Here is a 19,166-nt window from a genome sequence, read left to right on the forward strand (position 1 = left end):
CTAGTTGCTATTATACGCGTAGATTGGAGTTAATATACAATTCACTTATACTCATCCTTTTCTCCTGGTAGAGGATTCTCTCTGGAGAAAAGATCATGTTTTATACAACGAATAGAGACATTTTTTCTTAAATACAGGCGATGACAGAGCCAGTATGCCACAATATGCGTTACAGAGAGTCCGGGGATGGTGTAACCGGATACCATATGTAAGCAGAAAATCACTCTCGAGCCACAAGCCGAATCAGTATTGCCTTGCATTGTTAGAACTCTCCTTTAACTATACGTTTATGATAGGAAGAAGGTTTTCTGACCGTCCGGCTACATTGATAGGTACAGTCGGCCCCTTCCCGTTATCATGAAGGCATGTAGTTCCGCAATCCCAGTATGCGTTCAAACCCACATGACCTCGTAACCCGGCCAGCCGGACCGTTTTGTGAAGAACTCTCGCAGGGAACCGCAATGGAATACAGTGTATTGAGTGAGTTTTAGCATGATATCTGTTGTGCTGAACTAATCAGGGTGGTACCACGGGAGTTCCTCTCGTCCCTATGCGGGCGAGGGGTTTTTTTGTTCATGAAAAGGATTCTGATGATGAAAACAAAGCTCCTCTACCATACAAACAGTTTTACTTACGAGTGTACTGCGACCGTCGTGGCGGTAGAAGGCGACGACATCGCGCTTGATGCCACTGTCTTCTATCCAGGAGGTGGTGGACAGATGGCTGATCGGGGAGTAATCACCTGGGAAAACCAGGATTATCCCGCCAGCGTCATCTCAATGCACAAGCGTAACGACGTTGTCTGGCACACACTCGATTATCCGGTGCCAGCCGTGGGCACCGAAGTTGTCGGAACCATTGATTGGGATTTTCGTTATCAGATGATGCGCACACATACGGCCTTACATATTCTATGCGGCATCATCTGGAAAGAGTTTGGCATCCAGGTCACCGGAGGCCAGATGTATCCTGAGAGAGCACGCATGGATTTTGCCATGGAAAATCTGGATAAAGATCGCATCAATCACATTGAAGAGAAGGTTAATGAAGCCATCGAAATGGATTATCCCATTCGTGTCTACTCATTGCCACGTGAAAAAGCCTTTGCCATTCCAGATCTAGTGCGCACCAAGATTAATTTACTGCCACCTGATATCGAAGAGGTACGCATTGTTGAAATTGTTGGCCTGGACCTCCAGGCTGACGGAGGCACACATGTCAGTCATACCCGAGAAGTTGGCGGCATTCATATTACGAAAACCGAGAATAAGGGCAGAATTAATAAACGACTGGAAATTGTGCTCGATTCTCAAACCATGTAATCATCCAGTCTTATAATAGCATTCATCATAATGCATCCATTTCACCTGCGGGGTACTACCATTCGTAGCCTTGGGCGCAGAGGAGGAATACTGTGTCAGTAACATCTAGTGTCTTCAAACCGGTTGTCGCAGCCGACCGCGTCGATTACCCAAAGTTGGAGCACGCCATCCAAAATTGGTGGGACGAACAAAACGTCCGCCAACAATACATACGCCGAAACGAGCAAAGTGAGAAAAGATATTCCTTTGTGGACGGTCCTATCACTGCCAACAATCCAATGGGCGTCCATCATGCCTGGGGCCGCACCTACAAAGACCTTTACCAACGGTTCAAAACCATGCAGGGCTATAAGCAGCGCTATCAAAATGGCTTTGACTGTCAGGGACTCTGGGTAGAGGTCAATGTCGAGCAAGATCTTAAGCTGGCGACGAAACGTGATATCGAGAAATTTGGCATCGCCAACTTCGTTGAAAAATGCAAAGAACGTGTCTTCACATTTGCCAAACGCCAGACTGAGCAGTCTATCCGGCTTGGCTACTGGATGGACTGGGGCAACGATTACTATACGCTCTCCGACGAGAACAACTACACCATCTGGTCATTCCTGAAAAAGTGCCAGGAGCGCGACTTGATCTATAAGGGGCACGACGTCATGCCCTGGTGTCCACGCTGCGCCACGGCTATCTCAAATATGGAGATGGAAGCAGAGGGATATCAAGATATCGAACACTTGAGTCTCTATGTTCGCTTCCCACTCGTTGACCGTCCGGGTGAATACTTATTGATCTGGACAACCACCCCGTGGACGCTTGCAGCCAATGTAGCAGCCGCCGTGAATCCGGACCTGACTTACGTGAAGGTCGAACAAGATGGCGAATATTACTATCTTGTTGAGCAGCTTCTTTCAGTACTCAAAGCGCTCAAGGGACGTGATAAAGGCGACTATAAAGTGGTGCAAACACTCAAGGGCAGTGATATGGTCGGATGGAAATTTCATGGTCCATTCGACGAACTTCCTGCCGCAAAGAATGTTGTACATACAGTCGTGCCATGGAAAGAGGCCAACGCCAGCGAAGGAACTGGCATTGTCCATATCGCTCCTGGTTGTGGTAAAGAGGACTTTGGGCTTTCAAAAGAATTTGGCCTGAATGTAGTTGCTCCCATCGATGAATTCGGGGTCTATCTCGAAGGCTTCGATTGGCTCACTGGCAAGCACACAAACGAGGTCGGACGACTTGTAGCTGACAATCTGATCACGAAAGGTCTACTCTATCGCACACAGAACTACAAGCATCGTTATCCAACATGCTGGCGCTGTAAGACAGAGCTCATCTTTCGCCTCGTTGATGAGTGGTTCATCTCCATGGAGACTTTGCGCTACGAAATCATGGATGTTGTCCGTCAAATCAAATGGATACCTTCCTTTGGCTTCGATCGCGAGATGGACTGGCTACGCAATATGGACGATTGGATGATCTCGAAAAAGCGCTATTGGGGTCTGGCACTACCTATCTTCGATTGTAAAGCATGTGGCAATTTTGAAATCATCGGTGATAAAGAAGAGCTCAAACAGCGCACGGTCGCGGGCTGGGATGAGTTTGAGGGACATACACCTCATCGTCCATACATCGATGCCATCAAGATCAAGTGTCGAACATGTGGCAGTGAAGTTTCACGTATCAAAGATGTAGGTAATCCCTGGTTGGATGCAGGTATCGTTCCTTATTCTACGCTTCACTATCGCACCGATCCTGACTATTGGAAGCAATGGTTCTCAGCTGATTTCGTGACGGAGTCCTTTCCTGGACAGTTCAGAAATTGGTTCTATTCGATGCTGGTAATGAGTACCGTCCTGGAGCAGACACCTCCATTTAAGACACTCTTTGGCTATGCGACCTTAATGTCTGAGGATGGAACTCCGATGCATAAATCAAAAGGCAACATGGTTGTCTTTGAAGATGCAGCAGAGCGTGTTGGTTCCGACACGATGCGTTGGCTTTATGCCAATCACGCACCTGAACAGAATTTGAACTTTCCAGCCGTGCCAACCAATCAGGATATGGAAAAGTCGTCGACCAGCGGGCTACCTGTACGCTTGAGCGAGAAATGGATGCTGACACGCCGCACACTCGACAAAATCTGGAATGTCTACTGGTTCTTTGTGACCTATGCAAATATCGATCAATTCGATCCGACGCAGCAGCCATTACCAATCGAACGGCGCAGTGAACTCGATCGTTGGATCATCTCTGAGTTACAGCAAACGATCCGCGACGTCACAAAGGGTCTGGAGCAATATGATACGACGAAGCCAGCCGAGGCCATCCAGTCCTTCCTGGAAGACCTTTCCAACTGGTACCTGCGTCGTAGTCGGGAGCGCATCTGGAAGCCTCAAATGGATGATGATAAGCTAGCCGCTTACCAGACTCTCTACGAGTGCCTGACAACGTTCATCACATTGCTCTCGCCCTTTATGCCATTTCTGACCGAAGAGCTCTATCAGAATCTGGTACGCAATGTCGATACATCGACGCCATTAAGCGTCCATCTCTGTGACTGGCCACAGGCGCGTCCAGAGTTAATCGATGAGCAATTAACGAGCGAGACTCATCTCGTGATGCGTATCGTTGGCCTGGGTCGTGCTGCTCGTGAGAAAGCTCAGATCCGCGTACGCCAGCCATTGAACTCACTTTATATCCATGTACCAGCCAAAGCTGAAGAGGAGTCTCTACAGCGTTTAAGCGATCAAATACTTGAAGAGTTAAATATCAAAGAGCTTGAGCTTCTCAGTGCTGATAGCGATATGCTTGCATACACCTTAAAGCCACAGGTCAAAATACTGGGACCAAAATATGGACCATTGGTACAGAAAATCCTGGGTTATCTCAAAGGCTTATCAGCGCACGAAGCCCAGAAAGCTGCGACACAACTAAATACTGCTGGCACGCTTACCTTCACAGTAGCCGACAAAGAAGTCACGCTAACAAAAGATGAAGTTGAAATCCTGGCGACTGCTCGTCCTGGCTTCGTTACTGCTGAAGAACGCGGCTATATCGCAGCGCTAGAAACAACGATCACGCCCCAGCTACGCGAAGAGGGCATGGTCCGCGACCTGATACATTTCATCCAGGATATGCGTAAGAAGGCCGGTTTCAACATCGAAGATCACATTGGTCTGGCGCTCTACACCGATGTCAATCTGGCCCAGATTCTCCAGCCGTATCAGTCAGAAATCATGGAGGAAACACTCGCTGTCAATCTGCTGCTCTCGATCAGTCAGCGCGACTTTCCATCGTTCGAGGAGGTCTATCGGGAGCGCATAGCACCGGACGCAGCCAAGAAACTCGAAGAATATACCATCGATATCGTACTGGGGAAACATGTACGTGACAGTAGCCAACTCTAAATAGTCCTTTGTAGAGAAAAAACAGAAGCAAAACAGAGACCCTTCTCAGTTAACCGCGAAGGGTCTCTGTTTTGCTATAATCTATCTGAAGATCATTTATGGACTATGCCCCTTCTGATATTTATATTCTCGCCCACCCACAAAGCTAGCGAGACACAAAAAGGTGCCGAGAATCAGGTCAAAGACGAAAGGTAGACACCGATGCGTATTGAGGAAGCAACGATTGCCGAATTGCAGATAGCGATGACAGAAGGAAAGATGACCGCGCATCAACTTACAGAGCAGTATCTTGAACGTATTCAAGCTATCGATAAAAGTGGTCCCACACTCAATTCAGTGATCGAGATCAACCCCGATGCTCTGAAAATCGCAGATGCGTTGGACGCCGAGCGTGCTCAGCAAGGACCACGTGGACCACTTCATGGCATTCCCATTATGCTCAAAGATAATATTGCGACCGCCGATGCGATGCAAACAACCGCTGGTTCTCTAGCGTTGGTCGGCTCAATACCGCCAAGAGACGCTTTTGTCGCTCAGAAACTCCGCGAAGCAGGAGCGGTTATCCTGGGTAAAACGAATCTCAGTGAATGGGCTAACCTGCGAGGATCGCACTCCATCAGTGGTTGGAGCGGTCGTGGGGGACAGACCCATAATCCTTACGTACTTGATCGCACTCCATGTGGCTCAAGCTCTGGTTCTGCTGTCGCGGTAGCAGCCAACATAGTCACAGTCGCACTGGGAACCGAAACTGATGGTTCAATCATCTGCCCTGCCTCGATGTGTGACGTAGTAGGCATCAAGCCCACAGTTGGACTCACCAGCCGTGCTGGAGTCATTCCAATCTCTCATAGCCAGGATACAGTTGGACCTTTTGCGCGTACGGTGACAGATGCAGTCATCGTGCTAGGAGCTATCATAGGAGTTGATGCACGCGATCCTGCAACGGGAGAGAGCACAGAAGCATCGCACTCCGACTACACACAGTTTCTCGATGTGAATGGCTTACAAGGAGCACGTCTTGGTGTTGCACGTGATATCTACTTTGATTACAGCCCCAAAGCAGATCAACTAATTGAAGAGGCACTCCGAGTCCTTGAAAAACAAGGAGCGATCTTAATCGATCCAGCAGACATCCCCACAGCTAAACGTATGGCTGAAACGGAAGCTGAAAATCAAGTCTTGATTTACGAGCTCAAAGCTGATCTCAATGCATATCTCAGTGAGTTGACAACGACACCCGTCAAAAATCTAGAGGAAGTCATCGCCTTCAACCAGGCACACGCCGCTGAAGAACTTCATCTCTTTGGGCAAGAACTCCTGATCAAAGCCCAGGCCACCAACGGACTCACCGATGTATCATATCAAGAAAGTTTGCAAGAGAGTCGACGGCTCGCAAGAGAAGAGGGCATCAACGCAATCATGGAGAAACATCACCTAGATGCTTTAGTTATGCCCAGTTGTGGTCCTGCCTGGTACATAGATGTAGTAAACGGAGACAGTTTTTCCGGGAGTTGTACACAGGCCGCAGCCATGGCTGGCTACCCCATTATCAGTGTTCCGGCCGGACATGTCCAGGAATTGCCAGTTGGTATCAGCTTTGTCGGGCGAGCTTACAGCGAGCCAACACTGATCAAACTCGCCTATGCCTTTGAGCAAGCAACGAAGGCGCGGAAAGAACCGCGATATCTACCAACCATAAATTGAGTTGATCCATACTTTCTTTTGCATTACGAGAAAGAAGCACGGTAGATGGTCAGAATATACGGCAACAGAATAAGAGGACCCTGGCCATCTACCGTCAAACAGAGAAGGAATAAACACAATTGCATTAGACAAAATGACTATCTACAATTACACATTGGGCAGAACCCACACATTTAATCCCATTGATATATTAGCGGCAAAAGCTCTGCAAGAGATGTAATGGTAGCACTTGGGCGAATATGGTCAGGCTCAGGCCAGGGGTAGGGAGTCTTTTTCCACACGCCACGCATACCTACCCCCAAAGCGCCCGAGACATCATCAATCAAGCGATCTCCAACCATCACACAATGTTCCGGCTGTACCTGCAAGCGTTGGCATACCGTCATAAACGCCTCTGGATGGGGTTTAGAATACGGCAGATCAGAAGTATAGGTAATCACATCAAGTAATGTATTCAAGCCGTGCATTAGCAGATCTGCATTATGCCAATCTGCTGCCCACCATGTATTAGAGAGTAAGCCAAGACGATAGCCACGTTCGCGCAATGCAGACAACGTCGCCAGAGCATCAGGGAAGACCATCGACCAACCATAGACAGCTTGAGCATAGCCATCCAGAGCAAACAGAAGTTCATCCTGACTTACGACACAATCCAACGTTTGAAATCCCTCAAGTAGAACTTCAGACGGCGTGTTACTGCTTCGCACTGTATTTACACGCTGCCAATGAGCCAACTCCGCTCCACGCATCGCCATCACATAATTTTCGCGCTCAGGCCAATCCCTCCCACTCGCCTTTGAAATGAGATAATCATATGAGAGTCCCCAGCGATTCAGAATATCATCATCCCAATCCGGCCAATCAATTAACGTGCCACCCAGATCAAAAATCACAGCTTGAATAGACATAAACTCAGATCCTTCCCAAAACACACAACACGACATGAATAAAATCGTGCGAACAACAGCGTACTCCGTAGATGCTTCTCAATGGACCTCATATGCACGAATTTACAACTTATTTTATCGTTTATGCCTCGTTCCTACAAATAAGCATTACCTATATTACCCATTCGGCCGTAAAATTAATCTGGAGGCTCCGATAATTGAATTTGCAGGAAGATTTTATTTCACCACAAAAGTCATTGGTAAATGTTCCACTCCAAATACCAAATTACTTTTTCTCAATTCAAGAGGAATTGAGCGATCACGCTTGATCTCAGATAAACGTTTTAGTGTCACGTTCAAAGCCACCTTCGCTTCTAAACGAGCCAGAGGAGCCCCCAGGCAAAAGTGAATCCCATGCCCAAAGGCAAAATGCCGATTTGGAGTTCGATGAATATCAAATACATCGGCATGTGGAAATTGGGCTTCATCTCTATTAGCAGAGGCAAATTGAGGCAACACCATATCATCACATTTAATCAGCTGGCCGTTCAAAATTGTATCTTGAGTAGCAACACGTGGAAGCATGCGGACAGGTGAATAATAGCGCAGTATCTCCTCGATGGCAGACGGCATCAGCGTTACATCGGCTCGCAACTCCTCAACGGCATCGGGATACGCATCAAAACAAAAGAAAGCGTTGCCAAGCAGATTCGTAGTAGTTTCGTGGCCAGCCACAAGCAGTAAGACACAAAATCCTACCAATTCCAGATCAGAGAGATGTTTGCCATCAACTTCGGCACGTAACAGAGCTGTCAAGAGATCATCTTGTGGCTTTCGGCGACGTAGCTCCATCTGTTGCATGAAATAAGCCCCCATTGCCTGCTGCGAGACCATAAGTGCATTTTCGTCTGTCCCAACGATAGCATTCGACCAGATTTGAAATTGCTCACGATCTTCAAATGGGACCCCTATTAACTCGGCGATAATTGTCACAGGGAGTGGAAAGGCCAGATCAGTAATTACATCCATCGAACCTTTATTGATAACTTGATCCAATAAAGTATGTGTAATACTTTCTATACGTGTCTCCAGACGTGCAATAGTACGTGGGGTGAAGGCTTGAGTCACCAGGCTTCGGAGTTGACGATGCCGTGGCGGATCCAGGCTAATGATACTTGCCCCCACTGGATTTTGAGGATCATCATGATCCTCGCCACGTGCAGACGAGAAAATCGACCATTCTGTCAACACCTTTTGCACATCAGCATAGCGAAAAACCGACCAGACGGCATAATCTGGCGACTTATAGACAGGCTGATTTTCACGCATCTGGCTATATTCAAGATAAGTAGCTTCGTCTAATTGAGGTACGGATGATGGTTGCTGCGTAGTCACGCCATATACTCCCTTTGATAGAAAGACACTTTAATTTTCTTACGTAAGAGCAGAGGAGAGAGACCCTATGTTCATCATTCTTCCTCTCAATCTCCCCTATTCAAACACATCATTCTATCATATAAACAACAGCTACTAGAAATTTATATTCCATTATATTTATCATTTACAAAGTAATCTTTACAGCCCTTTTTAGTGCGAGTTGATCAATCCTGACGCTAAGAACTATTTCTATCTTTCAGCTTTAAAAATGATCCAACAGCACACATAAGTAAAAACGTCATAATTCCCAGCACGGTCCATGTCGTCAGCAATTGCTGCACAGCATTGGCATGAGAATAAACGGAAAACAGAGTCCCCTGATAAATGTTATCCGAATTAATTAATCTATCCCCTCCCAATTTATCGCTATGCAAACCTACAGTCGACCCCAACGCTGCAATCGACCATCGGGATGTAAAAAGCATCGCCAATAATTGAGTGACCCAGCCAGTAAAAGGAAAAATCGTTCCTGAAAAAATGATCTGAGGAATGAGAATAAGGGGAATAAAACTCATCGCACGATCTGTACTGGATGCCAGAGCAGAGAGCGCTAATCCTATCATCAAGCCTGAGAGCGATGTTAATGCTAAAGTACAATATACTTCCAATACCGTTGGCATCACAATGCCCCAGGATGAAAAAGAAGATACTGCATTGACAGACAAAACAAGCACAGCCGTCTGTATCAGACATAAGAGGCCCAGAATGATAATTTTTGAGAACATATACGGCAATATACCCACTACTACAGCGCGTTCTCGGGCATAGATAGGCGCCTCTTTCACAATTTCGCGCACAGCATTCACGCATCCAAAAAGGATGGCAGTAAAACTCATAATGAAGAGGATTTTCTGTGCATTTTCACCCGATGCAGGTAAGATAAAATCTTGTAAAGCTCGTTTCTGACCACCATGAGTTTTGGCGTAAGCTTTGCCAGCTGCCTGAGTCTGGAGCATATTTTCTACGCGTAAACAGGATTTTGAAACAAGGGGATGAGCCTGGCTTGGCATTTCCGGCAGGCCATTGGTACCAATCATCGCCGCCGTAGTTGGACATGTCGCAATATCGTTTTGCTTGAACATCGTTGTCCCAATTTCACATCTCATCAGCGCGATCAGCAGCAATGAGATCACAGGAGCTTGTAATAACAACATTATCAGGTTGCCACGATCATTCTTTAACAGTTCCAGGTAACGTAAGGAGAGCAGCCAGAGCTGTTTCCAGCCATTACTACGTTGAGGTGCTTGGAACAAAGAGGGTCGGGCAGCATGTTTGCTCAAGACCATATCGGCCTGCAACCGTTCAGCAATATATTTGTGATAATCGTGAGAGAGCTTGAAGCGAAGTTCAAATTCTTCTGGTGCTCTGGGATGGTCGATACAGGATTCTAATAGATGGTATATCTCTGCAAAGTCTGTTTTCCCAAAATAGAGCCGTGCTCTATCCGGAGGCCCAAAGTAAGCCAGCCTCCCGCCGGGAGCCAGAAAGCAGATATAATCACAGAGTGTAATATTACTTGTAGCGTGAGTCACTACAACAACCGTCTGACCTTTATCAGCAAGTCGGCGTAGCAGCAGCATCATTTTTTGATCAAGACCGGGATCGAGTCCAGAGGTCGGCTCATCGAGAAAGAAAACATTCGGCTTATCCAGTAATTCGAGAGCAATCGAGACACGCTTTCGCTGTCCACCCGAAAGCTTATTGATCATCAAAGAGCGACGTCCCTTAAGATCCACATCATCCAGTACCTCATCGATACGCATCGCAATCTGAGCCCTGGTATAATGCGCAGGTAAACGCATCTTAGCTGCATAGTAGAGGGCACGTTCAACCGTCAGACTCTGATGAACGATATCATCCTGCGGAACATAGCCTTGTTGTTTACGAAAGATAGATGCATATTGATAATAATTCTGGCCATTGTAGAAAAGTTTTCCTTGCTGAAACGTTCTCGATCCGTTGATCGCTTTCATCAACGTTGATTTCCCTGCACCTGAACTTCCAACCAGAGCGACAAAAGCGCCCGCCGGAATCGCCAATGAAATATCATTCAGCAGGACAACATTGTTTCGACTTACTTTTTTAAGATTAAATGCATCGATGCACACCCCTGGGCAACCACGCAGTTGAGCCTCCTCTTGACCATGAAAGGCACTTTGATTTCTTTCAGTAGGGCGACTGCTACCTCTTGTCCAATCGTCGACCTGAGATTGCTTTTCATCAATAGATGAGAGATGCGTTAAAGAGAGGATATCTTCAGAACGAAGGGTCACCGTTTCATGGCAACTTAGATCTTTATTATAATCTAATGCAGAAAGCGCTTTTATAAGCGTCGGACGCTGAAGAACAGTTTGGGGTTGTATAATATCTTTGTTAAGGCAGCTCATCCTTTCTGTATCTAAAGCACAGTACTTATCTTGAATATCTATATCATGTTTATTTTTCTCAATCATGATGGTACGATACCCCCTCCCAATACACATAACACCGATCGCGAATCTATAATAGGCTGTTGAATAATCTATTCCCTATTTTAGGTCAGAATCCAACAATAATATGCCTGTAGGCTTGCTGCTTACTTTCATACATTCAGATCACTTCATACATATTATCTATTATAGAGCCTATATTACCATCTGATCAAGCAGGAATGACTTTTCGCTCTCCCTATACAAAAGGAAAAGTATAGATCCATCTCCTGATGAGCACAGAAACCATCACGCAATAAAACCTTTCTGGCGCATTTGTGCGAGATCATATTCAACGGGAGCCAGAGGACTAATGCCTGCTGAGACACAAGCCCAACCAATCACATCAAATCCTGACATCAATCCATGCACCAATTGCACTAAATCTTGTGAAGAAACCATTTCCACCGTACTCTGACACAGCGCAGATATATCCTCAAAAGTATACTTGCTAGTAAATCCTTTCAAGATAGCTGTATGGGGATTAAATTGATCGTACTCTACACCGCTTACTGCCGCGATTAAAAACAGCCAATAGCCGACCTGGCTACCTTCCAGAGCTGTATCTTCCGGCAGACCCGTATGGACGTGCTCTCCCGTTTGAACTCCTACGAGCTCTGCTAGCTCATTGGACACACGCTTCACCAAAAATTCTCGATTTTTCTCGTGCAAGAGGCGTGACGTATTTGAAACGGCAGTTTTATCCTGATCACGCAAGGAGGTATAGACAGAGTACAGTTGGCGTAATGCTTCCTCCAATTGTTGTGGAGTTTGAGCTTCTTCTTTATCATCATCGCTTGCCCGCTTGGCCTCGCCATGCAAGCTGTGGTGATATACATCTTTAGGATCAAAAATACGCTCAGCCACTAATTCATACTGATCGTCAGAGAGGAGGCGACGATGATAGCAGCTTACATAGCCTTCATGACAGGCGGCTTCTCCATGTTGAAAGACACGAATTAAGAGGCTATTCTCCTCACAATTCACAAATATACCGCGTACCTCTTGAAAATTGCCCGATTCCTCGCCTTTATGCCAGATCTTATTACGCGAGCGACTAAAGAAATGCGTCTGCCCCGTTTCGCGTGTCAAGCGCAATGATTCCTCACTCATAGAAGCCAGCATCAGCACTTCATTAGACTCATCATCGACAATTACGACAGGAACAAATCCTTGTGCATCAAATTTCAACATGGCCTTATCGTTACTCCTCTTAATTGTAAATAGTGCTTAACATCACGCACACGGAACTCGCCAAAGTGAAAGATCGAAGCGGCCAGAACCGCATCTGCACCGCCCTGCGTCAGCCCATCATACATATGCTCCAGAGTTCCAACGCCGCCAGAAGCAATCACGGGCACAGTCACAGTGGACGAGACGCGAGCATTCAGATCAAGATCATACCCTTTCTTTGTGCCATCCCGATCCATACTTGTCAGCAAAATTTCACCGGCTCCCAGGGAGACGCCACGCTGAGCCCACTCGACCACATCCAGCCCAGTAGGAGTTCGCCCCCCATGGACATACACCTCATAGCCGCTTGGCATCTCTGCATTCGAACGAGCATCGATTGCCAGCACAATACACTGAGCGCCAAACTGCTCTGAGCCAGCCGTAATCAGCTCAGGATTCTGCACGGCCGCTGTATTCAGAGACGTTTTATCAGCGCCAGCCCCCAGGGTTGCCCGAATATCCTCAACAGAGCGAATACCGCCGCCAACAGTGACAGGAATAAAAACCTGCTCTGAAGTGCGTCGCACTACATCCAGCATCGTCGCGCGTTTTTCATAGGAAGCCGTGATATCCAGAAAAGTTATCTCATCGGCCCCTTCCTGATCATATAATTTCGCCAATTCGACTGGATCTCCAGCATCACGCAAATTGACAAAGCTGACCCCTTTGACGACCCGTCCATTCATAACATCCAGGCAGGGAATAATCCGCTTTGCTAACATCAACCTTCCCTCTCAATTTCGCGGATAGCTGTCGCCAGGTCCACTGCGCCTGTATAAATTGCCTTCCCGACGATCGTTCCCTCGACCCCACTCTCAGCCAGCGCATGGAGATCAGTCAGTGAGCTCACTCCTCCAGAGGCAATCAGAGCACTTGTGACAGAACGCTGCATCTCTGCCAGAGCTTTCAGATTTGGTCCAATCAGTGCGCCATCACGGGCGATATCAGTATAGATAAAACGCTGCACGCCCAACGCACTCAGTTCCGCCGCCAGATCGACAGCCTTGACGGGAGAAGTCTCCAGCCATCCAGTAATCGCCACATAGCCATCACGAGCATCCAGTCCCACTACAATCCGCTCCTGCCAGCGGGCCAGCGCCTCCTGTAGCAAAGAACGATCAGTAATCGCCACAGTCCCCAATATCACGCGATCCACGCCTATATCCAGCATCTGTGCAGCATGCTCCAGAGTACGTATGCCGCCACCAACCTCAATATGCAAAGTCGTTGCAGCTCGAATGCGTTTAATCAGCTCAGCATTGACAGGAAAGCCAGCCTTCGCACCATCCAGATCAACCAGATGGAGCCAGCTTGAGCCTGCATCCTGCCAGCGTCGTGCCACTTCTACAGGATCAGTATCATACGTTGTCACCTGTGCATAATCGCCCTGAAACAGACGCACACATTGTCCATCTTTGATATCTATTGCAGGTAAAATAATCATTGCTTCACCCATTTCACAAAATTCTTCAGGATTTGCATCCCCACATCGCCACTCTTCTCGGGATGAAACTGAGTTCCCCACACCTGATCCGTAACAATCACGCTACAATAAGGAGACCCATAATCCGTGACGGCAGCGACCCCGGTCTGATCCTGTGGCTCGACATAATAGGAATGCGCAAAATAGAAGTAGGCATCGGAAGGAACATTGGCAAAAATTGGCGCATCCGGTGACAACGTTTGCAATTGATTCCAGCCCATGTGGGGAATTTTAGGGCCATGCGGAATGCGGCGCACAGATCCGCGGAAGAGCCTTAAGCCATCAACCTCACCCTCCTCATGATGATCGGCTAGCAATTGCATGCCAAGACAAATACCAAGAAACGGCTTCCCTTGAAATGTCGCCTCTCGAATCGCCTCATCGAGCCCACGCTCCGTCATGCGAGCCATCGCCGAGCCACCAGAACCCACGCCCGGCAGCACCACAGCATCGGCACGAGCCACCACTTGCAGATCATCAGTCACCTGTACCTGTGCTCCTACATGTGCCAGCGCCTTCTCTATACTTCGAATATTTCCCGCTCCATAATCGATAATGGCAATCATCTTTCTACTCCCCTATATTTAATAGAGTGCCCATCTGCATCACCTGAGAGAGTCCAAGCCAGCAGATGGCGGCCGACCGCTTCGTATCATCCAGCAAATTGACCGTGAGCAACGGACAGCAGAGCAATGCCAGGCGAACTACCTCAGCCCAATTCTCTGGTAGAGCCTGCTTTTCGCGCAGCAGCGAAAGCAATGCTGGCAACAAAGAGGTTAATTTAGTCTCCAGTATCGCCTGCCGCACGGGTGAAAGCTCATAATTATGCTCAATCACAAGATGCGAACCATGTATTGCAACGGAGATCTGCAACTGCTGCTCCACCTCGAATGGAAAATACATCCATGTAGCAAAGACGTTATGAAACAGAGGTTTAACAATATCCAGCAACGGCGTATGGCGTCCAGCAAAGGCTGGATCAAAGTACTGATAGACTGTTTGATCTTCCAAAAAGACATTCCCGAAATGAGCATCGCCATGACCGATCACAGTCAATGCAGCCTGTGCTGGCTGGAGCACCTCTTTTGCACGCTCGATGAGTTGTCCCAGAGACTGCTCTGAACCATCAGCATGAGTTGGAATATCCACCCCATTGATAGTCCATTGACAGCGCAGCAGATCCTCAAAAGAGATCCCTTGCAAGTCGCCAGCGTGTGCTGATCGATCTGGAAATGGAAAGAACTTGTGCTCATAAAAGCTCTGTAAACGTCCGCCGGTCAGGCGGTGCCAGAAGAGTTGATGAATTGGAGCCTGAGCATGTTCTTCGGGAGTACGCAGAGCCAATGTCCGCTGATAAATCTCCAACAAACGCGCACATTCCCGTTGCTCAGCAGCCACCAGCAATTCGAGAGTTGCCTGCGATGTATCTCCCAATTCCACAGCTCGCATCAAATCGAACATCACAGGGGCATGAATCACAGGATAAATTACCATCTGCTGACCTTTTTGATGCACTGTACGAACGGGCCGTACAATATTGTAACCAGCCTGTTGCAGCAGTTCAGCATGATAATATTCTTCTAAAATGCCCTGCTCTTCGACATGCGTCTTAAAAAAATACTCCTGGTCTTCGACGCGATAGATACCGTTAAAGGAATTAAGCGAGACTGCTTTTGGAGTTAAGCGTACCTCATCTACCTGTAAATCCATAGAGCGCAAGAACCAGCGCCTCAACAGTATCTCAGCCTTCTCACGCTCACTAAACTGCATATGCTGAATAGTTGCCAGATCATCCAGGTGCTTCAGCAAATCGGGCACATACGTCACGTCAGGAACAATAAAATCTGGTTGGCTTTTCTCCAGCAAGCGTCGGGCTTCAGCGCTCTGCGCTCCAGTTAGAACAGCAATCACAATGGCCCCCGCAGCCCGACCACCAAGCACATCGCTGGTTGTGTCGCCAACGACGACAAAACTACCGCGAGGTGGAGGCAGTTGATCAGGGGTAGAGCCTGGATAGGCCGCCGCCAAAAATTGATAGGGGTGGGGTTTGACCAGCGAACGATGACCAACCTCGGAGCGCAATTTTTCCTCAGCCAGCGCAACCTCATGATGGGTCATAATTCGATCTGGATCAAAATATTCCAAAAGCCCATAATTCTGGAGTGGAACAATCGCCTCAGGCCCGGGGCGTCCGGTTGCAATCCCCAGAGTGTAGCCCTGTTCGTGCAGGCTCTGAAGCATTGTATACAACGCCTCAACAGGTAAAAGTGGTTGCTCCATATGAATACAGCCATATTTCCCCGGCTGTGCAGGAGCGTGGTGATATTCTTGAGTGTAGAGCTGATCGCCCAGATATGTTTCCTGAAAAATATCCTGACAGAGCAGCCAAAAAGGGCTGTATCGTACAAAAACACCATCGATCTGCTGTCCAACAATCCCACTTGCATATGTGGTCAACCGTTCAAACAATTCAAATCCCACATAATCCTGGAAGATCGGCTCCTGCAACAGCCGATAAGGTTCACGCTTACCAGCACTATGAGCATGAGAGTCGGCCAGCATCTCACGAAAAGTCTTCAACCAAAGTGCATCCCAGGGCTGTAGCGGCAGCAATGCCGAGCAATCGGGCAGCGTCGCAAGTAGATCCACCAGACACACACACACAGCTGCATAGCAGGTATCCCAATTAGAATTAATCGAGCGAGCCTTAAACCCAAGCATTACAGACGCAGGAAGGACTTCCCGACTCAAACGTGTACACGTCTCGGCATCAGCCGCAGGTATATACGTCTGAGTGCCACCAACATTCCAATAACGCGGACTATAGATTATCTCATGCAGCACCAGGCCAGCTGTAACCCAGTACGCCTCTTCACTTGTAATCACACCATCCAGATCAAAAACGACGAGGTTACTCAAAATGTCCCTTTCAACCGTAAGAATACAAGAAAACCACCCTCATAAATCGTAGTGTATCATGTCATTAACATACCCGTCATGACAGCGTTTCGAGCTCCAGGTATAATCAACAAAAAAGGGACAGCATAAAAGTTTTTGCTGTCCCCTGAACACGACACCAGCATGTGAAAGCTTCCCCTGCACGCCCACAATACGCTCATTGCGTGATTTATAATGATAAACAAAACAGCAAAGCCAGGGAGACAAAGCTCCTTGCTAGCGAATAATCATTGTCCCAGCGCCCTCATCAGTAAACAGTTCGCGCAATAACACATGTGACTCACGACCATCTACGATATGAACGCGTGGCACAGCCGCCAGAGCATCGAGACAAGCAGTAACCTTTGGAATCATCCCACCACTGATAACCCCTTCATCGATCAACTTTTTGGCATCGGACTCGCGTAATTCTGACATTAAGGAGCCATCTGAGCGACAAATACCGGCCACATTGCTCAAAAAGATCAGCTTCTCCGCATTCAGCGCCCCAGCCAGATGAGCCGCTACCAGATCAGCATTGATATTCAAACAAGTGCCATTAGCACCTTCGCCCAATGGAGCGACTATCGGAATATAGCCATCTTTGAGCAGGGATTCGATCGGCATAGGATCTATGGAGTCAATCTCGCCCACAAAACCCAACTGTTCGTCAGCAATATGTGCACGTACCATACCCCCATCCGTTCCACACAATCCAACCGCCTTACCGCCCATCTGAGAAGCCATCAGCACCAGGCCTTGATTTACCTGTCCCAGCAGAACCATCCGCACCACTTCCAGAGTAGGAGCATCGGTAACACGAAGCCCATTGACAAAACGTGTGGGCAGATTAAACTTTGTCAGCCACTCATTGATATATGGGCCTCCACCATGAACCAGAATCGGATACGCTCCTAAAGCTCTCAGCCAGATAATATCTTGTAACACTGAGCGCTGATGCTCCAGCGTGCTACCACCTAGCTTTATCACCAGAGTCTTCCCTTTTAAAAAATCAATATAGGGAAGGGCCTCTCCCAATACCTGTGCAATAAGATGATGATCGCTAATAATATCCCCCTGGGGTGTTCGTGAAAATGAGATTGCCATGTACCCAGACTCCTCACAATAGAAATTCTATCTTCTTTTCAATTTTAAACCTGGCTAAAACAATGCACACTGCTAGCAAGCAGCAGACACTTATGGATGTATACCTAGTGAGGACAATCCTGTTGTCTCGGGCAATCCATAGAGTATATTTGCATTTTGTATCGCCTGCCCGGAAGCTCCTTTGACCAGATTGTCCAGACAGGAAACAACAATAAGACGCTTTGCACGCGTATCAACGATTGGATAGATAAAGCAATGATTGCTACCATAGGTCCATTTCGTATGTGGTGGCTGATCAACCACATGCACAAATGGCTCATCTTTATAATATTGCTCATAGAGTGAGCGTATTTCGGCGGTTGTTGGCAATGGCTGCGCATTTTCTTGTTTCAAATCCGCATAACACGTTGCCAGAATACCACGTGTCATTGGCATCAAGTGCGGGACAAATGTGATACGCAGATCATGAGCAAAAGGATGACCTCCAGCTTCAGCCATCAACGTCAGTTCTTGAGCAATCTCGGGCATATGTCTATGGCCAGATAACCCATAAGCGCTCACATCCTCATCGGCCTCAGGAAAATGATATGTCAAACCTGGCGTTCGTCCACCACCACTAATACCTGTTTTGGAATCGATAATAACATCGGGATTGATAATACCAGCCGCAGCTGCGGGACTCAAGCCAAGAATAGAGGTGGTCGTATGACAACCAGGGTTAGCTACAAGAGAGGTGGTCCGAATACGATCGCGATAATGCTCACATAGTCCATACACCGCTGTCTCTAGCAATGCCGGAGCCGGATGTGTATGTTTATACCACTCTTCATACGTTGCCACATCGTGTAAGCGAAAATCAGCTGATAAATCCACTACTTTTGTGCCGCGCTGTAGCAGCTTTACAACCGCTTCAGCTGCCGCCGCATGTGGCAGGCAGACAAAGGCCAGATCCGTCTGGGCTGGCTCTTCTGTGATCACAAGAGTTGGATCTATAGCTGGCCGTTGCCCTTCTTTGCCAGGAACGCCCGCACGCAAATAGGGGAAGACTTCTTCAAGTCTCTTTCCTACAGCACTACGTCCTGTCGCTGATGTCACCACAAAATCGGGATGCAGTGCCAGCAAGCGCAACAATTCAGATCCAGTATAACTTGTTACGTTCACAATAGAAACAGTCGTCATAA

At 47.6% G+C, this 19,166-nt stretch carries 13 protein-coding genes; 3 read left to right on the forward strand and 10 right to left on the reverse strand.

What is annotated here, in order from left to right; all coding sequences use genetic code 11:
* The first annotated feature begins 590 nt into the window (after positions 1–590).
* The 3 genes from AC27N8_RS14230 to AC27N8_RS14240 all read left to right on the forward strand — a co-directional run bounded on the left by AC27N8_RS14230 (position 591) and on the right by AC27N8_RS14240 (position 6,433).
* Positions 591–1,322, forward strand: a complete 732-nt coding sequence (locus tag AC27N8_RS14230) for an alanyl-tRNA editing protein (RefSeq protein ID WP_487068041.1) — start codon at positions 591–593, stop codon at positions 1,320–1,322.
* A gap of 92 nt (positions 1,323–1,414) precedes the next feature.
* Entirely contained in the window at positions 1,415–4,729 is a 3,315-nt protein-coding gene (gene ileS / locus AC27N8_RS14235) for an isoleucine--tRNA ligase (protein WP_487068042.1), read from the forward strand.
* A gap of 201 nt (positions 4,730–4,930) precedes the next feature.
* A complete protein-coding gene (locus AC27N8_RS14240) occupies positions 4,931–6,433 on the forward strand; it encodes an amidase (RefSeq protein ID WP_487068043.1) in 1,503 nt (500 codons plus the stop codon).
* A 173-nt stretch (positions 6,434–6,606) separates the two neighbouring features.
* Here the strand turns inward: AC27N8_RS14240 and AC27N8_RS14245 are convergent, their stop codons facing one another.
* From AC27N8_RS14245 to argC, 10 genes are all read right to left on the reverse strand, one after another.
* The gene (locus tag AC27N8_RS14245) at positions 6,607–7,341 is read right to left on the reverse strand and encodes an HAD family hydrolase (RefSeq protein WP_487068044.1); all 735 of its coding nucleotides are present in this window, start codon (positions 7,339–7,341) and stop codon (positions 6,607–6,609) included.
* Positions 7,342–7,557: 216 nt separating this feature from the next.
* The gene (locus AC27N8_RS14250) at positions 7,558–8,715 is read right to left on the reverse strand and encodes a cytochrome P450 (RefSeq protein ID WP_487068045.1); all 1,158 of its coding nucleotides are present in this window, start codon (positions 8,713–8,715) and stop codon (positions 7,558–7,560) included.
* 218 nt (positions 8,716–8,933) lie between these two features.
* Positions 8,934–11,210: an ATP-binding cassette domain-containing protein gene (locus AC27N8_RS14255; RefSeq protein WP_487068046.1), complete on the reverse strand. Its 2,277-nt coding sequence runs from the start codon at positions 11,208–11,210 to the stop codon at positions 8,934–8,936.
* Positions 11,211–11,474: 264 nt separating this feature from the next.
* Positions 11,475–12,419: a phosphoribosyl-AMP cyclohydrolase gene (hisI, locus tag AC27N8_RS14260; protein WP_487068047.1), complete on the reverse strand. Its 945-nt coding sequence runs from the start codon at positions 12,417–12,419 to the stop codon at positions 11,475–11,477.
* Positions 12,413–13,180, reverse strand: coding sequence for an imidazole glycerol phosphate synthase subunit HisF (gene hisF, locus AC27N8_RS14265; RefSeq protein WP_487068048.1), 768 nt, complete (start codon positions 13,178–13,180; stop codon positions 12,413–12,415). The genes hisI and hisF overlap by 7 nt, the downstream gene beginning before the upstream one ends.
* Complete coding sequence (gene hisA / locus AC27N8_RS14270) at positions 13,180–13,914, reverse strand: 1-(5-phosphoribosyl)-5-[(5-phosphoribosylamino)methylideneamino]imidazole-4-carboxamide isomerase (RefSeq protein ID WP_487068049.1); 735 nt, start codon at positions 13,912–13,914, stop codon at positions 13,180–13,182. The genes hisF and hisA overlap by 1 nt, the downstream gene beginning before the upstream one ends.
* Positions 13,899–14,507 carry an imidazole glycerol phosphate synthase subunit HisH gene (hisH, locus tag AC27N8_RS14275; protein WP_487068050.1) on the reverse strand — a complete coding sequence of 203 codons (609 nt, stop codon included), beginning with the start codon at positions 14,505–14,507 and terminating at the stop codon, positions 13,899–13,901. Before hisH ends, hisA begins: the two co-directional genes overlap by 16 nt.
* A gap of 4 nt (positions 14,508–14,511) precedes the next feature.
* On the reverse strand, positions 14,512–16,860 hold the full coding sequence (locus AC27N8_RS14280; protein ID WP_487068051.1) for an HAD family hydrolase: 2,349 nt from the start codon (positions 16,858–16,860) through the stop codon (positions 14,512–14,514).
* 255 nt (positions 16,861–17,115) lie between these two features.
* Positions 17,116–17,985 (reverse strand): acetylglutamate kinase, encoded by an 870-nt coding sequence (argB, locus tag AC27N8_RS14285; RefSeq protein ID WP_487068052.1) that lies wholly within the window; start codon positions 17,983–17,985, stop codon positions 17,116–17,118.
* A gap of 90 nt (positions 17,986–18,075) precedes the next feature.
* On the reverse strand, positions 18,076–19,164 hold the full coding sequence (argC, locus tag AC27N8_RS14290; RefSeq protein ID WP_487068053.1) for an N-acetyl-gamma-glutamyl-phosphate reductase: 1,089 nt from the start codon (positions 19,162–19,164) through the stop codon (positions 18,076–18,078).
* Between the last annotated feature and the right edge of the window lie 2 nt (positions 19,165–19,166).

Source organism: Dictyobacter sp. Z7_2, assembly GCF_057551105.1.

What these genes read in the sequence shown, in the direction of transcription:
- AC27N8_RS14255 (WP_487068046.1), bottom strand. Translation starts at nt 11,210, where the DNA reads ATGATTGAGAAAAATAAACATGATATAGATATTCAAGATAAGTACTGT.
- hisA (WP_487068049.1), bottom strand. Translation starts at nt 13,914, where the DNA reads ATGGGTGAAGCAATGATTATTTTACCTGCAATAGATATCAAAGATGGA.
- hisF (WP_487068048.1), bottom strand. Translation starts at nt 13,180, where the DNA reads ATGTTAGCAAAGCGGATTATTCCCTGCCTGGATGTTATGAATGGACGG.
- hisI (WP_487068047.1), bottom strand. Translation starts at nt 12,419, where the DNA reads ATGTTGAAATTTGATGCACAAGGATTTGTTCCTGTCGTAATTGTCGAT.
- AC27N8_RS14230 (WP_487068041.1), top strand. Translation starts at nt 591, where the DNA reads ATGATGAAAACAAAGCTCCTCTACCATACAAACAGTTTTACTTACGAG.
- AC27N8_RS14240 (WP_487068043.1), top strand. Translation starts at nt 4,931, where the DNA reads ATGCGTATTGAGGAAGCAACGATTGCCGAATTGCAGATAGCGATGACA.
- hisH (WP_487068050.1), bottom strand. Translation starts at nt 14,507, where the DNA reads ATGATTGCCATTATCGATTATGGAGCGGGAAATATTCGAAGTATAGAG.
- argB (WP_487068052.1), bottom strand. Translation starts at nt 17,985, where the DNA reads ATGGCAATCTCATTTTCACGAACACCCCAGGGGGATATTATTAGCGAT.
- argC (WP_487068053.1), bottom strand. Translation starts at nt 19,164, where the DNA reads ATGACGACTGTTTCTATTGTGAACGTAACAAGTTATACTGGATCTGAA.
- AC27N8_RS14245 (WP_487068044.1), bottom strand. Translation starts at nt 7,341, where the DNA reads ATGTCTATTCAAGCTGTGATTTTTGATCTGGGTGGCACGTTAATTGAT.